This window comes from bacterium (assembly GCA_020444325.1).
GTDB lineage: Bacteria > Bacteroidota > Ignavibacteria > SZUA-365 > SZUA-365 > BM516.
Genome location: JAHLLD010000001.1, coordinates 557,959 through 577,500, shown reverse-complemented (window position 1 = coordinate 577,500; position 19,542 = coordinate 557,959). Strand labels below are relative to the sequence as shown.

General features: G+C 56.7%; 13 protein-coding genes. 4 read left to right on the top strand and 9 right to left on the bottom strand.

The features are described 5' to 3' along the window. Positions 1–259: 259 nt before the first annotated feature. The 6 genes from KQI65_02350 to KQI65_02325 all read right to left on the bottom strand — a co-directional run bounded on the left by KQI65_02350 (position 260) and on the right by KQI65_02325 (position 8,516). Complete coding sequence (locus tag KQI65_02350) at positions 260–2,362, bottom strand: VWA domain-containing protein (GenBank protein ID MCB2203563.1); 2,103 nt, start codon at positions 2,360–2,362, stop codon at positions 260–262. A gap of 77 nt (positions 2,363–2,439) precedes the next feature. Next, positions 2,440–3,690 carry a VWA domain-containing protein gene (locus KQI65_02345; GenBank protein MCB2203562.1) on the bottom strand — a complete coding sequence of 417 codons (1,251 nt, stop codon included), beginning with the start codon at positions 3,688–3,690 and terminating at the stop codon, positions 2,440–2,442. 37 nt (positions 3,691–3,727) lie between these two features. After that, positions 3,728–4,450: a hypothetical protein gene (locus tag KQI65_02340; GenBank protein MCB2203561.1), complete on the bottom strand. Its 723-nt coding sequence runs from the start codon at positions 4,448–4,450 to the stop codon at positions 3,728–3,730. A 40-nt stretch (positions 4,451–4,490) separates the two neighbouring features. After that, entirely contained in the window at positions 4,491–5,846 is a 1,356-nt protein-coding gene (locus KQI65_02335; GenBank protein MCB2203560.1) for a hypothetical protein, read from the bottom strand. 4 nt (positions 5,847–5,850) lie between these two features. Next, complete coding sequence (locus KQI65_02330) at positions 5,851–6,402, bottom strand: RNA polymerase sigma factor (GenBank protein MCB2203559.1); 552 nt, start codon at positions 6,400–6,402, stop codon at positions 5,851–5,853. Between the two features lie 137 nt (positions 6,403–6,539). Then, positions 6,540–8,516 (bottom strand): ATP-binding cassette domain-containing protein, encoded by a 1,977-nt coding sequence (locus tag KQI65_02325; GenBank protein MCB2203558.1) that lies wholly within the window; start codon positions 8,514–8,516, stop codon positions 6,540–6,542. 361 nt (positions 8,517–8,877) lie between these two features. Between KQI65_02325 and KQI65_02320 the strand changes: the two genes are divergently transcribed. After that, positions 8,878–9,288, top strand: a complete 411-nt coding sequence (locus KQI65_02320; protein MCB2203557.1) for a hypothetical protein — start codon at positions 8,878–8,880, stop codon at positions 9,286–9,288. 193 nt (positions 9,289–9,481) lie between these two features. Here KQI65_02320 and KQI65_02315 read toward each other — a convergent pair whose 3' ends face one another. From KQI65_02315 to tatC, 3 genes are read right to left on the bottom strand one after another with little or no spacing between them, the layout of a single operon-like run. Then, on the bottom strand, positions 9,482–11,632 hold the full coding sequence (locus KQI65_02315) for a S9 family peptidase (GenBank protein MCB2203556.1): 2,151 nt from the start codon (positions 11,630–11,632) through the stop codon (positions 9,482–9,484). 31 nt (positions 11,633–11,663) lie between these two features. Beyond that, the gene (locus KQI65_02310; GenBank protein MCB2203555.1) at positions 11,664–12,635 is read right to left on the bottom strand and encodes a polyprenyl synthetase family protein; all 972 of its coding nucleotides are present in this window, start codon (positions 12,633–12,635) and stop codon (positions 11,664–11,666) included. A 1-nt stretch (position 12,636) separates the two neighbouring features. After that, positions 12,637–13,428, bottom strand: a complete 792-nt coding sequence (gene tatC / locus KQI65_02305; protein ID MCB2203554.1) for a twin-arginine translocase subunit TatC — start codon at positions 13,426–13,428, stop codon at positions 12,637–12,639. Positions 13,429–13,741: 313 nt separating this feature from the next. Here tatC and KQI65_02300 point away from each other — a divergent pair, with 313 nt between their 5' ends. The 3 genes from KQI65_02300 (at position 13,742) to KQI65_02290 (ending at position 19,494) form a co-directional block, all read left to right on the top strand. After that, on the top strand, positions 13,742–16,366 hold the full coding sequence (locus tag KQI65_02300; protein MCB2203553.1) for a PAS domain S-box protein: 2,625 nt from the start codon (positions 13,742–13,744) through the stop codon (positions 16,364–16,366). 273 nt (positions 16,367–16,639) lie between these two features. Continuing rightward, complete coding sequence (locus tag KQI65_02295) at positions 16,640–17,923, top strand: T9SS type A sorting domain-containing protein (GenBank protein ID MCB2203552.1); 1,284 nt, start codon at positions 16,640–16,642, stop codon at positions 17,921–17,923. Positions 17,924–18,222: 299 nt separating this feature from the next. Further along, on the top strand, positions 18,223–19,494 hold the full coding sequence (locus KQI65_02290; GenBank protein MCB2203551.1) for a T9SS type A sorting domain-containing protein: 1,272 nt from the start codon (positions 18,223–18,225) through the stop codon (positions 19,492–19,494). The last annotated feature ends 48 nt before the right edge of the window (positions 19,495–19,542 follow it).

Genomic DNA, 19,542 nt, shown 5'->3' with positions numbered 1-19,542 from the left:
GTGAAGCCGGAAACGACGTGCAGGGTCCCGTGAAACGGGTCCTTATAGGTGCGGGAATTCATTTGTAAGAGACACGGTAGTATATGGATGGCGGACGGGAATGTCAAATCCAGACGGACTGCATCCGAAATAACGGCAGTTGAAAAAAACCCGGCATTCGGAGGGAATGCCGGGTCGGAGGAGGGCTGCTGATCAGATGGAGATCATAATTCTCCGTGGTCGCCCTGTATGCACATCTGTGTATGCGCTGTCGGTGTGATCAGTCTGTCACGGTGATGCGGCGCGCAAGTGCGGTTTCATGCGACGTCAGGCGCACGAGATACGTTCCCGCTGCCACGCGCCTTCCGGATGCATCCAGTCCATCCCAGGTAATATCGTGGCGTCCCGCACTGAAGTCGCTGTCGACGAGAACCCGTACGACGCGTCCGAGCAGATCGGTGATCACAATTCGCACCGGATTCTGCTGCGTGAGCGTGAACGGAATGCGCAGCTGTCCGTGCTTGCTGACAGAGAAGGGACTCGGGTACTGTTGTCCGAGCGAAACGCGAACAGGCTGCGGCGCGGCCTCGGAGACCGCTGAGACCGGGGGATCGATGGGATTGTTCTCGAGCACAAGGAACGCGGTAAACGGCGTTAATATCTGATGCTTGATACTGAGATTGATAATGCTTTGCTTCAGCTCCGGATTTCCCGTGGCGTCATACTCTTTTATCAGCTTTGCGATGTGTGCCGACGCCCAGTACGAGGCGATCTGAGGCACGTCGGTGCGCACAGCTTTGAAGTCGACGGCATGGACAATTTCCTGCTCCTCCCTTGCCGCATCGGTATAGCGGAGGCGTACGAGTTCAGGAAGATCACCGGAGAGACGTCCCGTTGTGATCAGCCTGTCGATGCCCGGATTCGGCGGGAAGCTTTCGGGATAGACCAGGAAGGTCTGTCCGCTTTCGTACGTCACCGTTGCATCCGTCACCGCGGTGATATTCAATTCAAGCATGATGCGTGAAATGACGGTCTGGAGATTGTCGCCGTTCTCGACAATCGTGACCTTCCCGCCTCGCGCGGCCGCGATGTCGTAGAGCAGATCGATGCTTTCACTGTACACGATGACCGGATAGATGCTCACCCCATAGGTGTCATAGCCCTCGATGGTGCTGATAAGACCGTCAAATGAAGTATCACCTGCGGTGGGCACGCCATCGGTGAGGAAAAGCATGCGACGGGCGGCGTTGCTGCGGTAATTTGCATCCAGAGCAGCCTGGAACGCTGCCTGGTAGTTGGTGCTTCCCCCTGCCATGTAGCGCTGCGTGATATAGGTTTCTGCGTCGCGCACATTTTCCTGCGTCGCCGGCAGCAGTTCTGATGATGCCGGGAAAGTGGACGTCGCGGCGCTGAAGAGAACGAGGCGGAAATGGTCTGTGGAGCGCAGCTGCCGCAGGATACCGATGACCGCGTCGCGCACGGTTGCGATGCGTTCGGTGGTCATGCTTCCTGAGGCATCGAGCACGAAGGTCAGATCGCGGGGCTGCACTTCCGTCCCATCATCCGGCGCAATCGGGTGCCAGCACATGAAGTAGGGTGCCGGATGCGTTTCGTCAGGATCCACGTACGAAAGTGCCGGGAAGAAGGAATACAGATTCTGCTGCTCAAACGACAGTTCGAAGTCCGAACTGTAGAACTGGTTTTCCCCTCCGAAATTCACCGTGAAGTTTCGGTCGCCCTGCCGCTGCACCGAACAGACAAGCGGATTGTCATCGTAGTTCGTCACGATCCCGCCAATATCCAGCTGCGAGGCCACTTCGATATGCAGCGATGTGCTTTCCACCGGCTCGCTCTGATATCCCTGCAGATTCATCGGATAGCGGTAGTGTACAAGTCCCCCCTGCGTCAGGGGCAGCGTGGTGAAATATTGCAGTTCGATACGCCGCGAGCTGTGCGGGGCGATGGGAAAGATTTTGAGCTGGAAACGGTTTTTTCCGAGGGTTTCGAGCAGGGCTGGATCGCGACGCTGTCCGACGACGACGCTGTCGTAGAGCCGTTCCGCCTCCTCGAGTTCCTTGACGATGAAGGTGCGCCTTACGCCGTCGACCCAGAGCCAGAGACCGTCAATCTCCGCCCCTTCCGGGAGCGCGAACGCATAGAAGCCCTCGAGCTCCATGTTGTTGTCGTTGAAGAATTCTTCATCCACATGGGTGATGGCGAGCTGTCCGACAATCTGCACATGCGTGCGGATATGGCTGATACGCAGATTGTATACAGGTGCTTCGGTTCCCGCTCTGCGGGCACAGAGCACGCCGGCATCGGCAGTACTTGCGCCCAGACTGAGAAGTACGGCAAGCAGCAGCAGCCGTGACAAGGTATGCATGGATCCCTCCGGTCAGGTGAATCTCTGAGTGATGTTGCAGGAGAGAGACACGTGACCGGCGTAAAAATTCCCTTCGGTCAGGGTATGACCGTCATCTTTCCTGTAAGAATGTCTTTCCCGCCGGTGAGGCGGTAATAGTACACACCGGGTGGGAGTCCCGAGGGACGCCACTGTATGGTGTGGGCGCCGGGTGAACGCAGCTGTGGTGGCATGAGTGTGGCGACCTGCTGCCCCAGTCCGTTATACAGCAGCAGCGAGAGCGTCCGTGATTGCGATGCAAGCACCTCGAAACGAATCTGCAGTGCTCCTCCGGAGGCGGACACGGGATTCGGCCAGCTCTGTCCGAGAGTGAACGACCGTTGGGTGAGGGGCGGTATGGCGCTGATCACGGTGTCGGCGCGATAGTCATGGAAAAGCCGCTCGGCCCAGACGCTGTCCTGGCAGGCCTCGAGCCGCAGCCGGATGAGGAGATTTTTCATGTCCGTATTCGCCGTACGCCTGACGATACGGTGCTCGTCAAACTCGCGCCGGAAGAAACCGGGAAATGTCGCATAGAGCTGCCCGAGTTCATCCACCGACGTGACGTGATAGTACAGACCCCCGGTTTCCCTGGCGATGAATTCCAGTTCGTCCCGGTGGGGGGTGGATCCGAGTTCGACGATGAAAATACGAATGTCGCGTCCCCTCGCATGTTGGAGCAGTTTGAGCTGATCGGTGGTACTGCCCTGATCCCCGCCGGTGGTGAGTACGAGCACGATGCGTACATTCATGATTCCGTTCGTCCGCAGCTCACTGACGCCGGTGTAAATCCCATCGTACAATGCGCGGCTGCCTCCGGGAGTCATTCCATCCAGCGCTGCTTTCGCCTGCTCTCGCTCGCTGGTGAGAAAGGAAAGCAAGGTCGGATGGTCAGCGAAGGTGAGGACCGCGCTGCGCTGACAGTCCCTGTTCATCGAGTCGATGATACCGGCGGATGCTGATGCAATCTCGGTGAGATCTGCCGGACTGATGGCATTACTGTTGTCGAAGACCATGGCGAGTTCGTAGCAGGAATTCCGGTCGGGTGAGGCCGGGCGGTCGATGGTGTACCTGCTGGTATCGATCAGTCCAATGTCCTCCTCAAGTATGAGCTGCCCTTTGTCGAGATCATAAATCACGCTGTCACCACAGTACGCGGCGAAATAAAGCTGGTAGTAATAGTAGTCCGGCGTATTCGGTTTCAGCAGGCGCAGGTCGAGCCTGGGCTGCGCAACGGCGTGCTGGGGGAACAGCAGCATGCACAGCAGCATGCCGAAGAGCAGGGACGATATGATATTTCTGCGTTTCATCAGTTCAGCTCCTTGCTTCCTGCTACGGAAGCAGCTGCTATGGAAGCAGCGGGTGTACGGGCTCCCACGGATAGGGGAGTTCGTAGGACGCGGCATCACCGCGTACGTTGATCAGAAAAATCGTTGCGCGATAGTCGGGCGCAGGACGAAAACGGGGTGCCGGATTTACGGCGACACGCACGAGCACGTTCGAAAACAGTTGGAGACTTTCATACGGCGTGCCGCGGATGTCATCATTGCTGACCGTCCCTTCCGCGTAAGCATACAGGCTCTGTTCTCCGGCTCCGTACACCGGCTCACCGGCTTCGAAATGCCCGTTCGCATTCACATCGCTGTACAGGAGAATGACACTTACCGCGACGCGCGTGCAGCCGTAATGAGAGAAATACCGCGCCGGGATTTTCGTTGTGAAAGGGAGTCCTGTCGCGGGAATGTCGAGATAGTTCGCCGAAACGGAATAGAGGTCGAGATACGGCAGCGAACTCGTATCCGGCGGAATACAGACCACGGCAATGCGCAGACCGCTTTCGGAAAAACGCTCGAGAGGATACAGCGACGTATCGACCTGCGCTTCAAAGCGTATGGTGCTGCGTACCACGGCGACGGAATCACCCCAGTCGGTTTGACACTTGTTGGTGGAGAGCGTATCCGGCACGACACCTGTCGGGGGAGAGCAGGCGGTAAATGAGAAAGAGAATGCCAGCGCCACCACGCACAGGACGAGGAGGTAGAGGGGGAATCCCTTCAGTGCGGTGCGCACCGATGAGATTCCGAATACTCTCCGGATAACAGCAATCATGTCAGAAGCGGTAACGAATTCCGTATGAGAGTCCGAGATTCTGGCTTGTAAACACTTTATCCTTGAAGCGGTATGCGAGAAGCGTACCGTTTGCACCTACTATTATACTGAAATGCTGGGTGGGAGACAGCTGTACGGCAAGACGTCCACCGATGACCGGACCGAATTCCGCTCCTCCGAGCATCATGGTGAATTCGGGGGTGACACCGGTGAAGGCGGGAAGCGAGAAGCGGTAGAACGCGCCGCCGTAGAGCAGAACCGGCTGGTCCTGGTAGAGATAAAGCGTATCGCTGTTGAGGTTGTAATAATCCATCGCGAACGGCTTCTGTCCTACGGTCACACCGGCGGCATGGTGCTCATTGAATATCCATGCGGCGGAAGCTGCGAATCGCTGCTGATTGCGGTCAACACCGAGGCGGTTGTAATCGATGTACGGGAAGGTCGTCAGATGTTCGCGCTGCACTTCCAGTTCGAGATGTCCCGGAAGCGGCAGCTCGGCAGAGCGCAGGGGGGCCTGGTTGATCTGTATGGGACGCTGCTCCGGCGCGCTGTGCATCAGCGCGATGGAGACGGTGTCGATGCGTTCGACAATCTGCGGACTGCGGTCACGATCCGCGTCAGTCAGATATACCGTATCCACACGCGTAACGTACACGTTGCGGTAGACGACGCGCTGCGCAGAAGCTGAACTTCCCTGCTGGCCGTTTCCCTGCGCTGCGCGTCCCTCCCCACCATCAATGCGCGAGTCTGCGTCAGCGCCATTATGCACATTCTGCATATTTTGCGCGGCGTCATTATGCACATTCTGCATATTTCCAGGGCTTTCCTTATGCATATTCTGCATAATTGCGGTCTCGGAAGCCGTTTCCTCGTTTCCAGACAGCCGATCATGCAGGAAATAGCCCGCCCCGAACAGGGACAGACCGAGCAGTACCGCGCTCACGATGCGCATTCCCGTCCACCAGCCCGCAGCAGCAACTACGGATGCGCCCGCGGAGGAAACCGCTGCGGAGGAAGCCGCTGCGGAGGAGACCGCTGTGGAGCCGCCGGCTGCAAGACCACCGGCAGCAGCCCCACCAGCTGCCGCGCCACCGGCTGCCGCGCCACCGGCAGCAGCCCCACCAGCTGCCGCGCCACCAGCTGCCGCGCCACCAGCTGCCGCGAACACCGCGGCATCGAGTTTTGAAGGGACGGCGCTGCTGCGCGCGTCCGCGGCGAGGGCGGATTTCACCCCGAGATGTGCATGAAACAGCTCGCGCTTCTCGGGAGAGACCGAGAGAATGTGGAGGAATTCCGTTTCCTCTGCGGCGGAGAGTGCGCCGTCAAGAAAAGCCGAGATGTGTTCTTCGAAAATCATTGCATTACATCCGTGTCGTGCCTGGAGAGAGCAGTTCACGCAATTTCCGGCGTGCCCGGAAAATGCGTTTGCGTACGGTTGTGACCGGTACTTCCGTCAACTCTGCGATTTCCTCGTAACTGTAACCTTCGAATTCGCAGAGCAGGAGTGCTTCGCGGTTGTCTTCCGGCAGCTGCCGGAGCGCGGCATGCAGTTCTTCGTGATCGTCCGGATCCGCTTCTGCGCCGCCGCCGAGCATGTCATGCATGTCATCGATGTCTTTCGCGTACTTGCGATCGCGAATGCTGTTGTAGCATCGATTTCGCGCAGAACGGAGCAGGTAGGCGCGGACATTGGTGATTTCCAGTCCTTCGCGGATTTTCTCCAGGAGGTTGACGAACACTTCCTGGAATATGTCTTCCGCCAGGGGACGCTCACCGAGGAATCGCGTGCAGAACAGGTACACACCGTGTTTATGACGGTTGTACAGATCTGCGAATGCAGCATTGTTTCCCTCCCGGATTCGCTGCTGCAGAACGAGATCCTGCGTATCGGTCTGGCTCACATCGTTCAGCACGTTGTTCCTGTCAGTTCAACGCAAATCGAAGCACTATCACGCAAAAGACACGGGTGAGGAACGTTTGTTCCCTTTCCCGTAAAAAATTCTGTCGGAACTGATTCTCGTGAAAATAATACCGTAAAGCGCACGCAGAGTCAAGACGGGTCGAAATCCGCATCAATCGCGTCGATTTCCGCCTGCAGCTGCTCCCATTCCCCGAAAGCGTCATCCAGCGCAGTGGAAACTTCCCGGTATTTCTGCGTGAGCTGGCGGGCCTTTTCTTCGTCCCTGTACGTCGCTTCGTCCGCCAGCGCCGCCTCCGTATCCGCCTTCTCCTGCTCCAGCTCTCCGACCTGTCTCTCCAGGCGGTCGAGACGGTTTTTCAGTGGTTTGATTTTCTTGTAACGGGCCTGCCGCCGGTCGGCCTCTTCCCGCTTTCGCTCGCGGTCATGATGCTGCGTCTGCCGCCGGAGAATGCTTTTTCCCGCGGCGTCGCGCTGCGCACTGTCCTCGTCCAGTTCTTCGGCCCGTTTGCGGAGGTAATCGCTGACCGTGCCCAGGGTGATGCGCGCCTTGCCATCATGGAAATCCACGCATTTGTTCACCAGGGGCTCGAGGAAATCCCTGTCATGCGAGACAATGATGAAGCTCCCCTGGAAGCGGGAAAGGGCATCCTGCAGCACGGCCTTGCTGCGCATGTCGAGATGGTTGGTCGGCTCATCGAGAATGAGCAGGTTCGAGGGCGTCAGCAGCATTTTCGAGAGCGCGAGACGGCTTTTTTCTCCGCCGGAGAGCACGGAAACCAGCTTGTCGACGTCATCGCCCGAGAACATGAAGCAGCCGAGCAGGGAACGCAGATTTTTTCGCACTTCCCCCACGGCGACGTCGTCGATTGTCTGAAACACGGTTTTCTGCGGGATCAGCTCCTCGGCCTGGTTCTGGGCGTAGTAGCTGATGACGACATTGTGTCCCGGACGACGTTCCCCTTCCTGGAAGGGCTCGATGCCGGCGATGATGCGCGCGAGAGTGGATTTGCCCGTGCCGTTCACGCCGAGGAAGGCGATGCGGTCGCCGCGCTCGATTGTAAAATCCATGTCCGTGAACAGCTCGAGTTCGCCGAAAGATTTTCCGATGCCCTCGAGCTCCATGAGCATGCGTCCCGGCTGAGGCGGATCCGGGAAATCGAAACTGATGCTCCCCTCCTCGTCCTCAAGCTCGATGCGCTCCATTTTCTCGAGTTTTTTCACCCGGCTCTGCACCTGCCGCGCCTTGGTGTTCTTGTAACGGAAGCGCTCGATGAACTGCTGCGTCTGACGGATTTCCTGCTGCTGATTCGCATGCGCCGCGCGCAGCTGCTCCATGCGCAGGGCTTTCTGATCGAGGAAGTAGCTGTAATTTCCGGAATACTCGGTGATATCGCCCATACTCACTTCAACTGTGCGCTTCGAGAGCGTATCGAGAAAGCGGCGATCATGGGAAATCAGCACGATGCTGTATTCATAGCCGAGCAGATATTCTTCCAGCCACTGCAGGGCCTCGAGATCGAGGTGGTTGGTCGGCTCATCGAGCAGGAGGATTGTCGGTTCACGCAGCAGCAGCTTCGCCAGCGCAATGCGCATCTGCCAGCCTCCACTGAATTCTTCGGTAGAGCGGTGGAAGTCCTTCTCGTAAAAACCGAGTCCGGAAAGTACCTGCGCAACGCGCGTTTCAATGCTGTAGCCTTCGCGATGCTCGAGCACGTGCTGTATTTCACCGAGTTCCTCCACGCGCCGCTGAAGCTGCTCTTCGCTGGCGCCGGCATCGGAGAGACGGTTGAGCTCCGCACTCAGCTCGTCGACACGCGTATGCAGGGCAATGATGTCGTCGAAGGCCGTGGAGGCTTCTTCCATCAATGTTCTGCCACTGTGCAGCACGCCATCCTGCGGGAGATAGCCGACGGAATTCGCGCGCGACTGTGCAATATCACCGCTGTCCGCTTCGAGGTCACCGGTGATGATTTTCATCAGCGTGGATTTCCCCGCACCGTTCGGACCCACGATGGCGATGCGCTCATGGTCGCCGATACGCAGCGAGACGTCCTTGAACAGAACTTTTCCCGGATATTCCTTGGTGATATTTGTCAGCGCTATCATGCAGTCGGTTCTTTCGTATTCAGGCGTGTAAATAAAGAGCAGCCCAAGTCAATTTCCAAGAAAAATGCGCTTCTGCATGGCAAAAATCCCCGGGACTCCCTGAAAATCTGTTGAATAAGCGGCGAATACGGCCTGTTTTGGGCAGAATAGGTGGTACTACCTATAAAAATAGGTAGAAATACCTATTGTTCTTTCCTTGCGTCTTCCGTTTCTTGTCACCGTCAATCTCTACGAAATCAATGCCAGTTTTCCCGGTCACGCAGGTGGGTTTCCCTGAAGGGGACACACAAGCCGGGGCATGTTGCGCCCGTGTCTAACGGACGTAAAGTCGATGAACCCCTCACAGAATTTGGAGGATGCCATGAAGTTGGCAATCGTCGGCGCAACATTGCTGATGTTGTGCAGCATAATAGCAGCAGCACAGGACGGGGAAGCACTCGTTCTTCGGAGCTGTGAAGGAGATGTGACGATCACCGATAATCTGCTCTGTGTCCGCGGCTATGAATTCGAACCGGTCGCATGCGTCAACAGTAACCTCGTCTGTCTGCGTACGGCAGACGGCTCTGCCGAGGCGACGCTGGATCTGAGCAAGGCGGATACACTGTGCCTGACTATCAAGGAGGGCGATGTGGACATGAGGATGAAGTGCTGCTGGAAGCGTGTGCTTCGCGGTAATATTCCCCTCATCGAGAATGTGCAGGACAAAGCTGATGCCCCCCGGCAGCTTCGGTCGATGATACACCGGGAGTTAGGAACCCTGGCTCGAAACTGATAATCACCGTGCTGCGGGAGACATGACAACGCCGACGGACCCATCCATCAAGCGGGAATGCTGTGGATGATGAGGCGAGAAGATGAAGCAGGAGACGAATTCCCCGAGCTTGAGGAGGTCCGTCTGCAAAAAAAAGTCCCTCCAACCAGAGGCAAGGTTGGAGGGACTTTTGCATTTCAGCTTCGGGCGCTCGCTACTTCATCAGCTTTTCCGTGAACCACTTGTGGAATTCGCCGTACCAGAGCTGGGAGTTTCGGGGACGCAGGACGAGGTGTCCTTCATCCGGGAAATACAGGAAATGGCTTTCCACGCCCTGGCGCTGCAGCGCGGTGAACAGCTGCATGCCCTGGGTGACGGGGACGCGGAAGTCGAGCTGTCCGTGAGAGACGTAGGTCGGCGTTTTGAACTTTTCGACCAGATGACTCGGGGACCAGCGGTCATACATTTTCGGGTTTTTCCAGGGAGTGCCCCTGAATTCCCATTCGGGGAACCACAGCTCTTCGGTCGCACCGTACATGCTGCGCAGATCGTATACGCCTGCATGGCAGAAGATGGCCTTGAAGCGGTCGGTGTTGCCGAGGAACCAGTTCATCATGTAGCCCCCGTAGGAGGCGCCGGCCGCGCCGACACGGTTTTTATCCACGAAGGGATAATGTTCGAGGATGAAATCGAGTCCCTTCATCAAATCCTTGAACGGTGCACCACCCCAGTCGCCGTTGACCCCGTCGGTGAATTCCTGTCCGAAACCAACAGAGCCGCGGCAGTTGACGGCCGCAACCACGAAACCGGGAGATGAGAACAGCTCGAGATTCCAGCGGTAATGGAAATTATCTGACCACACGCCCTGGGGTCCCCCATGCACGAGATAAATCATGGGATATTTCTTTGCCGGATCGAAGTCGGGAGGAACGACGATCCATCCCTGCACTTCCTTTCCGTCGAAACTCTTGAAGGTAAACGATTCGGGCGCCTGCATGTTGAGCTGTTCGATCAATTCGCGGTTGGTCGTGGTCAGCTGACGGATATTGGAAATGCGCTGTCCGTCGTATTTGATGGACATGACTTCGGCGGGATAGTTCATGCGCTCGCCGAGAAAGACCAGTGTTTCTCCGTCGGGGTGCAGGCGGAAGTCGTGACGGTAGGTCCCGAGTTCAATGGTTTTCACCGTGTCCATATGCGAATACTGCAGCTCGAGGATGCCCTTGAGGACGCGCAGCACGTCGCCGCCCTGCACCGGCACATCGAAGAGGGACTTGTACGGTCCGTCCTGCGCCGTAAAAAGCAGTCGTTTGCTGTCGCGTGTCCACATCACTTCATCCACCGAGCGGTCCACGCCTTCGGTCAGCGTCCACGTTCTTTTACTGCTGCGTTCGTAAATCTTGAGATCGTACTTGTCGGCTTCGTATCCGGCGCGGGCCATCGACCGGTAGGCGATGTACTTGCCGTCGGGCGAGTACACGGGCTGATTGTCGTTACCGTGATTCGCGGTGGTGATGCAGCGAGGATTGCTGCCATCTATGCCGACGAGCCAGATGTCATTATTGGTACTGGCCGCGACCATCTCATCGGTATTCTTCACGAAGGCGACTTCGCGTCCGTCGGGCGATGCGGTGAAATCCTGATGTCCCCCGATATCAATCGGCGGCGTATCGAACGCGCCGGGGGTGAGTTCGACGGGAATGCCGCCGGCCGAGGGGAGCGCGAACACATGGCTGTAGCGATCGTCTTTCCAGCTGTTCCACACGCGGTACGGGAGACGCGAGATACGGCGTGCCTTTACCGGATCCTCATCGCGTGCAGCCAGTCGCGCGCGATTGCATGCATCGTCACTGCAATCGGGAAACACGGCCGAGCTGTAGAGGAAATGCGAGCCGTCTGGCGTCCACGTGAAATCGTCTATCCCGGTGGAGATATCGGTCAGCCTGCGCTGCGCACTGCCGTCCGGGTTCATCACCCAGATCTGCGAGCCGTTCTCCCGGCTCGAGATGAAGGCGATGCTGCTGCCGTCGGGCGACCAGCGGGGATTGCGGTCGGAGGACTGCGATACGGTCAGCCGGACGCTGTTTTCCCCGGTGATATCCACCGCGTAGATGTCGCTGTTGCTGGTGTTGTTTTCCACGCTGTACTGTGTGACAACGTAGAGGACGGTGTTGCCATCGGGCGCGACCTGGGGATCGGACACACGGCCGAGGTTGTACATGTCTTCAAACGTGATGGGGCGCCCGGGATCATCCTCGAGCATTTCAATGCGCTCGACCTGTGTCTGCGCCGCAAGCGGAAGAGCACAGAAGGCGAGCACTGTCAATACAGTGAGTCGCTTCATGAGTACGGTAAATCGCTTCATGACGTGTTATGCTATGGTGAAGGGGATTGAACTATTTCGCGCGGGAAACGACGAAGGTCGTCAGATCGGTCAATGCCTGTTTCGCTTCTGAATCCGGCAGCGCGGAAAGGCAGGATACGGCGCGTTCACGATATTCATGCGCTGTGCTGTCCGCATACTCGATCCCCCCGTATTCCTGAACGAAGGCGAGGATTTCCGCTATCTCCTTACGCTTCACCCCGCTTTTAAGTGCCCGGAGCACGGCTTTCCGCCTGGCGGCAGGCGCCTCGCGGAAGGCGTGGATGAGCGGAAGGGTAAATTTCTTTTCCTTGAGGTCTCCGCCGACCGGCTTGCCGATGGTGGATTCCTTTCCAAGAAAATCCAGCAGATCATCACGAATCTGAAAGGCGATGCCGAGGGCTTCCCCGAAATCACGCAGCTGCGCAACACGCTCATCATCATCGGTCGCACTGCGTGCGCCGATCTCACAGCAGGTGGCGAGAAGGGATGCGGTTTTATCCCCGATGATGCGGAAGTAGGTTTCCTCGTCCGTGTTCATCTGCCGTGATTTCTGAATCTGCAGCAGCTCCCCTTCGCTCATCCGGCGCACGGCGGTGGAGGTACTGTGCAGAAAGGCGATGTCTTCATGTTCGAGCGAGAGCAGCAGTCCGCGCGCAAGAACGTAGTCGCCGAGCAGCACGGAAACCTTGTTTTTCCAGATGCGGTTGATCGAGGGCCAGCCGCGCCGGGTATCGGAATCATCGACGACGTCGTCATGAACGAGCGTGGCGGTGTGGAGCAGCTCGACCAGGGAGGCGCCGCGGAAGGTTGTCTCGTTGATGCCACCACAGGCCGCGGCGGAGAGAAGGACGAGCGCGGGACGAATGCGTTTGCCCTTGCGCTTGACGATGTAGCGCACGACGGTGTCAACGAGTCCCACATCCGAACGCAGCGAACGCCTGAAATGCGTTTCGAACTCTTTCAGCTGTGGCGCGACTGGCGCAATGATGCTGTCAAGCTTCAAGTCAGTTTCCTTCGTCTTCCTTGTTGCGGGGATTGTTCTTCTTCTGGCTCAGCTTGCTGATCAGAATACTGACTTCGTAGAGAAAGACCAGGGGGATGGCCATCAGCAGCATACTGAAGGGATCGGGTCCGGGAGAAAGGAGCGCGGCGACGAAAAAGCTGACGACCATGGCGTGACGCCAGTATTTCCGCATCAGCTTCGGTGTGACAATGCCCAGGCGGGAGAGGAAAAAGGAGAGCATGGGCAGTTCGAAGATCGCGCCGGCGCCGATCATCAGCATAAGTATGAATTCGAAATAGTATTCAATGGAAATGATGTTCTGAATGTCGGTGGTACCAAAATTCTCGAAGAACTGCAGTGCCGCCGGCAGAATGAACATGTACGCGAAGACCACGCCGATAAGAAAGCACAGCGAGGTGAACACGACGATAAGTGTGATGTACTTGCGCTCGTGGGGATAGAGCCCGGGTGCGATGAATTTCCAGATCTGGTAAATCGTGTTCGGGATGCTGACGATGATGCCGCCGAAAATGGCCACCTGCATGTACAGGAACACCTGTCCGAAAGGACGCAGGTTCTGCAGCTCCATACCGAACTGCATCGCCGGCTTGAGCAGCACTTCCTCCATCAGCGGATCGATGAAAAACCACAGTCCCACGGCACCGACGACAATGCCGATCATGGAATAAATAATACGCCAGCGCAGTTCCTCGAGATGATCGAGAAAGGTCATCTCCTTTTCCTTTTCCTCGGATCCGGCTTCGGCGTCTTTGCTGTTTTCTTCTTCGCTCATGTGTCCCGTAAAGGATTCAACACTTCTGCAACCAAACAAAATACGAAAATCCGGGCAGGCAGGGAACAGCCATGGCGTTCTTTCATTCAGAACCTGTCACCGATGATTGCATTGCCTGTGGATAGACAAGTTGATGTGTTGATAAGTATAGAATTTTACTATATTTGGTAAGCCGGTAGCTGTGATAGTGTACTGCGTGAAAACGCAAAAACGACACCGTTCGAACAACAAAAGTTTCTGAACACCGCGGGACGGATCTTTTCTGATGCCTCAGGGAGCCAGGCGCAGGGAATCCATCCTGTATGTAGATACAATGAAACACGATAGTATCATGTCCATGACGCAGGCGTTGCCCATGCCTGCACAGTTCGCCGTATTCTCTGATGAAGGACGGCTGGTTTCGCTGTCGGCCAACGATGCGGCCCGTACGGCATTCCCTTCTCTCATCCTCTCCGGGGGTACGGATCTCCCTCTGGAACTGGCGCAGCCGGATCTCGGTGATATTCTGCTTCAGGTCGTCAGGGAAGGGGAAATGCATGAACTCCTGAGTGCGGCGGATGATGCGGAGGCTGTGGGGCATGTGGTCGGCGTGCGCATACTGCCGCTCGATGCGCGCCATGCCCTCATACTATATATCGACAGGGGTCTGCTCCCGGAGCTTGAAGGCAGGAAAGATCGTGGTATGGTCACCTCGGCGAAGAACGGGGACTGCATCCTGTACCTCGACGGGGATAATCGTTCGGTGTACATCTCCACGTTCTGCGAGGAGTTGTCGGGCTATGAGGCCGCGCTCTGGCTGGACGGGACCTGTTCACTCGAGAAGATTCTGCATGAGGAGGATCGCGGGCGCTTTCTGACGTTTCAACAGAATGTGGTCGATTCCGCCGTTTCGGAGACCGGGGAATTCCGCGTGCGCCGTCGCGGAGGCGATGTGCTGTGGCTGGAAGTAAGTGCACGGTTGCTCAGCGCTGACCACGGCGAAACGCAGGGCATGATGTTTCGCATGCGCGATTGCACTGCCCGCAAGCAGGCAGAGAAGCGGTACGAGCTGCTGCAGTTTTCGCTGGAGCATTCGAGCGATGTTATTGTATGGGTGCGGGACGACGGAAGTGTGTACTACGTAAATGATGCCGCCTGCAGGCTGTTGGATTTCACCCACGAAGAATTCCTGATGAAAAAGGCCTGGGATGTCAACAGGGCCCATCGTCCACCGCTCTGGGAGGAGTTTGTCGCACAGCTGCGGGAACTGGGGAGCAGTACATACGAAGCAGTGCTGACCCGGATAGACGGAGACATCGTGCAGGTGGAGGTCGCTGCGAATTATCTGCTGTTCGAGGGACGCGGTTATGTGTGCTTCTTCGCGCGTGATATCGGACTGCGAAGGAGGCAGGAGAGCACGCTGCGCGAGAACCGGGAACGCCTGACGGACGCATTGCAGCTCGGGAACATGGGGGCCTTTGAATATCACGTCCAAACGGATGCGCTCGAATTGCCTCCGGACACGCGCGCGCTGCTCGGCGTGCATCCCCTGCTCTCCACGCTGAGCGGAGAAAATTTCATTCGCGAGTTTCTTTCCCCCCGTCAGGGCATGCAGTTTCGAAAGGCCATACGCGATATCATCAGGGAGAACAATCTGCTGCATGTGGTGACGCTGGAATTGCGCGTGACAGGGGAGGGGATGAAACCGCGGTGGATGCGCACGCGACTGCGTTTGCGCGATCGTGTGCAGGACGGCCAGGCGGTGATTACCGGTGTCACGCAGGATATCACGGACATGCATAATGCAAAGGATGAGGAGGCGCGTATTCGCCGGGTCTCGCAGACAGTACACGAGCAGTTCGAACTGGTGTTCAACCATTCCCTCGATGGGATGTGCGTTCTGAAGGATGGAAAGATTTTCCTTGCGAACCGTGCCGCCATGGAAATGTTCGGCTATTCCGATGCAGGTCAGGTTCTGGGCTCGCCAATGCTGAAATTCGCACATCCGGAAGATCATGAGCGGCTGACACACTATATGCTTCACCGGGATGAGGACAGCTCCATACCGGACAAGTATGAGTTTACCGGTGTTCGCAGGGACGGCTCACCAATTGCCGTAAATGCACATGTCTCGATGTACTTCATGGACGATGAGCAGCATTTCATGCTGCTGCTGAGGGATATTACCGAACAGAAACGTGCTGAAGCCGAACTTGTGGCCGCGAAAGAACAAGCAGAAGCATCGGACAGGCTGAAGGATACCTTTCTCGCTACAGTTTCACATGAGATCCGTACACCTCTCAATATTATTGCGGGGTTTGCGTCCCTGGTGCAGTCCGATTGCGCCGGAGAGTGCAATGTGAACAGCATGGAGTACTTCGACAGCATCCAGCGCGGCATCGAACGTCTCAACCGTACGGTGGATCTGATACTCAGCGTCTCCCGCCTGCGCAGCGGCGACCTGCGTCTGCATCCCGCACCGGTGGATCTTTGCCGCTTCGTCCCGCAGATTGTCGATGATCTCCGACCCCTTGCGACGCAGAAAAACCTGCATCTCAGCCTGGAGATGGATGTGGAGTCGGCCGTGCGCACCGTTGACGAGTACAGTCTCTCAAAAGCAGTGGAAAATCTCATCGACAATGCGATCAAATTCACCGAAAAGGGATCAGTACAGGTGCGTCTGTATCAGAAGGATAATGATAGCTGCTGCATCAGCATACGCGATACGGGCATCGGGATCGCCGAAGAATATTTCCCCATGCTGTTCGAGCCGCATTCGCAGGAAGAAACCGGGCTCTCCAGGCGCTATGAGGGCATCGGACTGGGACTCGCGCTGGTGAAAGAGTACCTCGCACTCAATGGGGCGGAGATTCATGTTCAAAGCCGCAAGGGCGAAGGGAGTAACTTTACCATACTATTCCCCCACACAGAGCAAATGAGGGAATCCACCGCCACCTGAGCCCATTCTCCAGATCGGATCATTCAACCTACCCCGCTGCCCGGACTTTCCACTCGTTGCCCGGATTTTCCACTGGCATACGACCGGGATTCTTGAATACTCATGTTTGCTTTCCCTACAAATGCAGGATTTTGCTTGTTCGGAATCCGAACGATTATCTGAAGGCATAATACAAATCCCTTAAAACAGGCCAAACGGGCCTGTTTTTTCGTTATAACGGATTGGCACGGTTCATGCGACACTACTGGCAGATAACGAATTGCACCAGTAATGATGAGAAAAATGAACATGCTGCGCCTTACGATCACAACCGCCATCGCCATTATCCTTGTCACGATGAATATGAATGGCCAGACGGCCGCTGACTGGCCCGGAACCGGGACGAACACCGGCACTTCCTGGGTGGCGTACCGCGATGCGAATTCCAACCTGATTCAGGATCCCAATGACATGTCGCCCGACTATATCGACCTGTGGTATTCGACTGCCGATCCTGCCTCGGTCAGTGTCGCCTATGACGGCAGCACGACCTTTTACCGCTTCCAGCTCGAGGCTTCACCCATAGCATCGAACGGCAAATGGGAGAATGGTACGTGGATCGTGCAGTTCGGTAACCTCACGAACGGATTTATCGGCGCAGTGTATGTCAACGTCGTTGGAAATTCAGGGAGAGTCGCTGTTTCCGACGGCAGTAATGTTGATGAGATTTTCACCTTCAGCTCGAACAACAACAGTCCTGACGGAGCACGCGTACAGCAGGTGCCGAATGCAACGACGTATTATCTCGATTTCCAGGTTCCGATGACCGCTCTGTGGAATGGATCGAATACGCATCTCGGACTGACCGAGACTTCCATTCAGAGTTTCTTTTACGGCACGAGCACAGCTGCCGGCAACCCCAGTCAGATCAGCAAGGACTTCATGATCGGCGCGGCGGTGGATTTCTCCACGCTCACCCCGACAGGGTTTTCCATCATCGGCAGTGGTGTGCTGCCCGTTGAGCTGACCTCCTTCAACGCCTATCTCAAGTCGAACCGCGTCGAACTGCGCTGGAACACTGCCACGGAACTCGACAACTACGGATTTTCGGTCGAGCGCTCGGTTGATGGAGAGAACTGGTCGGAAGTTTCCTTCATCGCCGGCGGCGGCACCAGCAACACGCCCCGCGACTACCGCTTCGATGATGCATCCCTTCCGCGCGGCGCGGCGAAACTTTACTACCGTCTCCGCCAGATTGACCGCGACGGCAGCTATGAATATTCATCGGTTGTCATGGTCTCGCTCGAGACAAGCAACGCAATCGCGATTACCGATGCCTTCCCCAACCCCTTCAATCCCACGACGACAGTGAGCTACACGCTCACCTCCGACGGCCCCGTTCGCCTCGAGATGATGGATGTGACAGGCCGCACCGTGCAGGTTGTTGTTGACGAGCAGCTCTCCGCCGGAATGCACTCGACCGTCATCAATGCGGAAGAGCTTTCCTCGGGACGTTACTTCCTCGTCCTTACCGCCGGCGCGCAGCGCAGCATCCATTCAGTGGTTCTCATGAAATAATACCCATACCTGATGAAGAGAGGCGCACCCCGTTTCGCAGCACGCGGAGCGGGGTGCGTTTTTTCATGCTCCCGTGAATCCGGATGCGGCACATCCGCAACCTTACAACCTTTTCATGCAGTTGTAATGCGCTGTTCAGGCAGCACACAATTCCCTGATTTATATTGATCCCACGGTTCTCGCCGGGTCAAAATGATAGCGCATGACTCGGCCGGCCGGATACGCATCGATCCCGTGATGTGGTGGATCGATGAAAGTAGAGAGCGCATTTCATCACATTCACACGTCATGAGGATTTCATGGTACGTAAAGATATACCTTTCTCGCGTCCACTGTTCCGGTGGTCGGTTCCCCTTCTGTTGTTTCTTTTATCGGCACCATTGCTGCATGCGCAGTATACGCCCGGTGCCTGGCCTGCCAGCTTTATCGATTACACCGACAGCACCGGCGCATACATCCAGGATGTCAATGATCAGACGCCACTGGAAACGGATATCATTTATTCGGCGACCACGCCGAGTTCCGTCTCGGTGAATACGGACGGGACACATGCGTTCTTCCGCGTTCAGCTCAGTGCCAATCCGTACAAGGCCAACGGTCAGTGGTCGCAGTACTCCTGGGTTGTGGCTATCGGTGATTCCACCGGACAGGGTGCCCCAATCGGCTGGGTCTCGGTGAATGTTTCCAACAACATGACTGTCGAGGTCAAGGATCAGACCACCACCGATGTCATCTACACCTATGACAAAAAACTCGCCAACCCAGCAGCTGTGCGCAGTACGGCTGCGGGAAGCTCAGGTTTCTATTTCCTTGATTTTCAGGTGCCGATGGCGGCGCTCAGCAGCCGCCTCGGAATCGATGCCAATACGAAGGTCCGTTTCTATTATGGCAGTTCGTCTTCGGGAGGAACGATCAACAAGGATTACATGACGACCGGGGATACGTTGAGTTTTATCGGACTCGCGACCACGAATTTCAACGCCATTGAAACGGGGAATCTCACCCCGCTCCCGGTGGAACTGACGTCGTTCGCCGCGTATCTGCGCGCGGGTACGGCGGAGCTGCAGTGGGGCACCGCAACGGAACTCAACAATTATGGATTCGAAGTGCAGCGTGCTGTCAACGATGGCGCCTGGCTGCCGCGTGGCTTTGTCACGGGTGGCGGGACGGTCAACACTCCGCGACAGTATCGCTGGTCGGAAGATGTCAGCAGACTGCATGGTGTCATCCGCTACCGTCTCAGACAGATCGACCGTGACGGAACAGAGGAGATTCACGGCATGGTCACGCTTTCTGCATCTCCGTCAGGAGACGAAGGCATTGCATCGATGTATCCGCAGCCGGCCACCGGCAGCGTGACGGTAAGTTACCGCGGAAGCGGTGTCGAAGCGGCGACACTCAGTCTGTTTGACCTCTCCGGCCGCCTTCTGCAGCAACATCGCAGTGATGTCGCGAACAGCAGCTGGGAAACCCGCGTGCTCGACGTATCCGCGCTTGGTCCGGGAAGCTACATCCTGCAGCTGCAGAAAAACGGTCAGAAATTTTCGCAGAGAATGGTGATAGCGCGATAACCGTCTACAGTGACGGCGAAAGCGAAGCGGGCACCTCAGGGTGCCCGT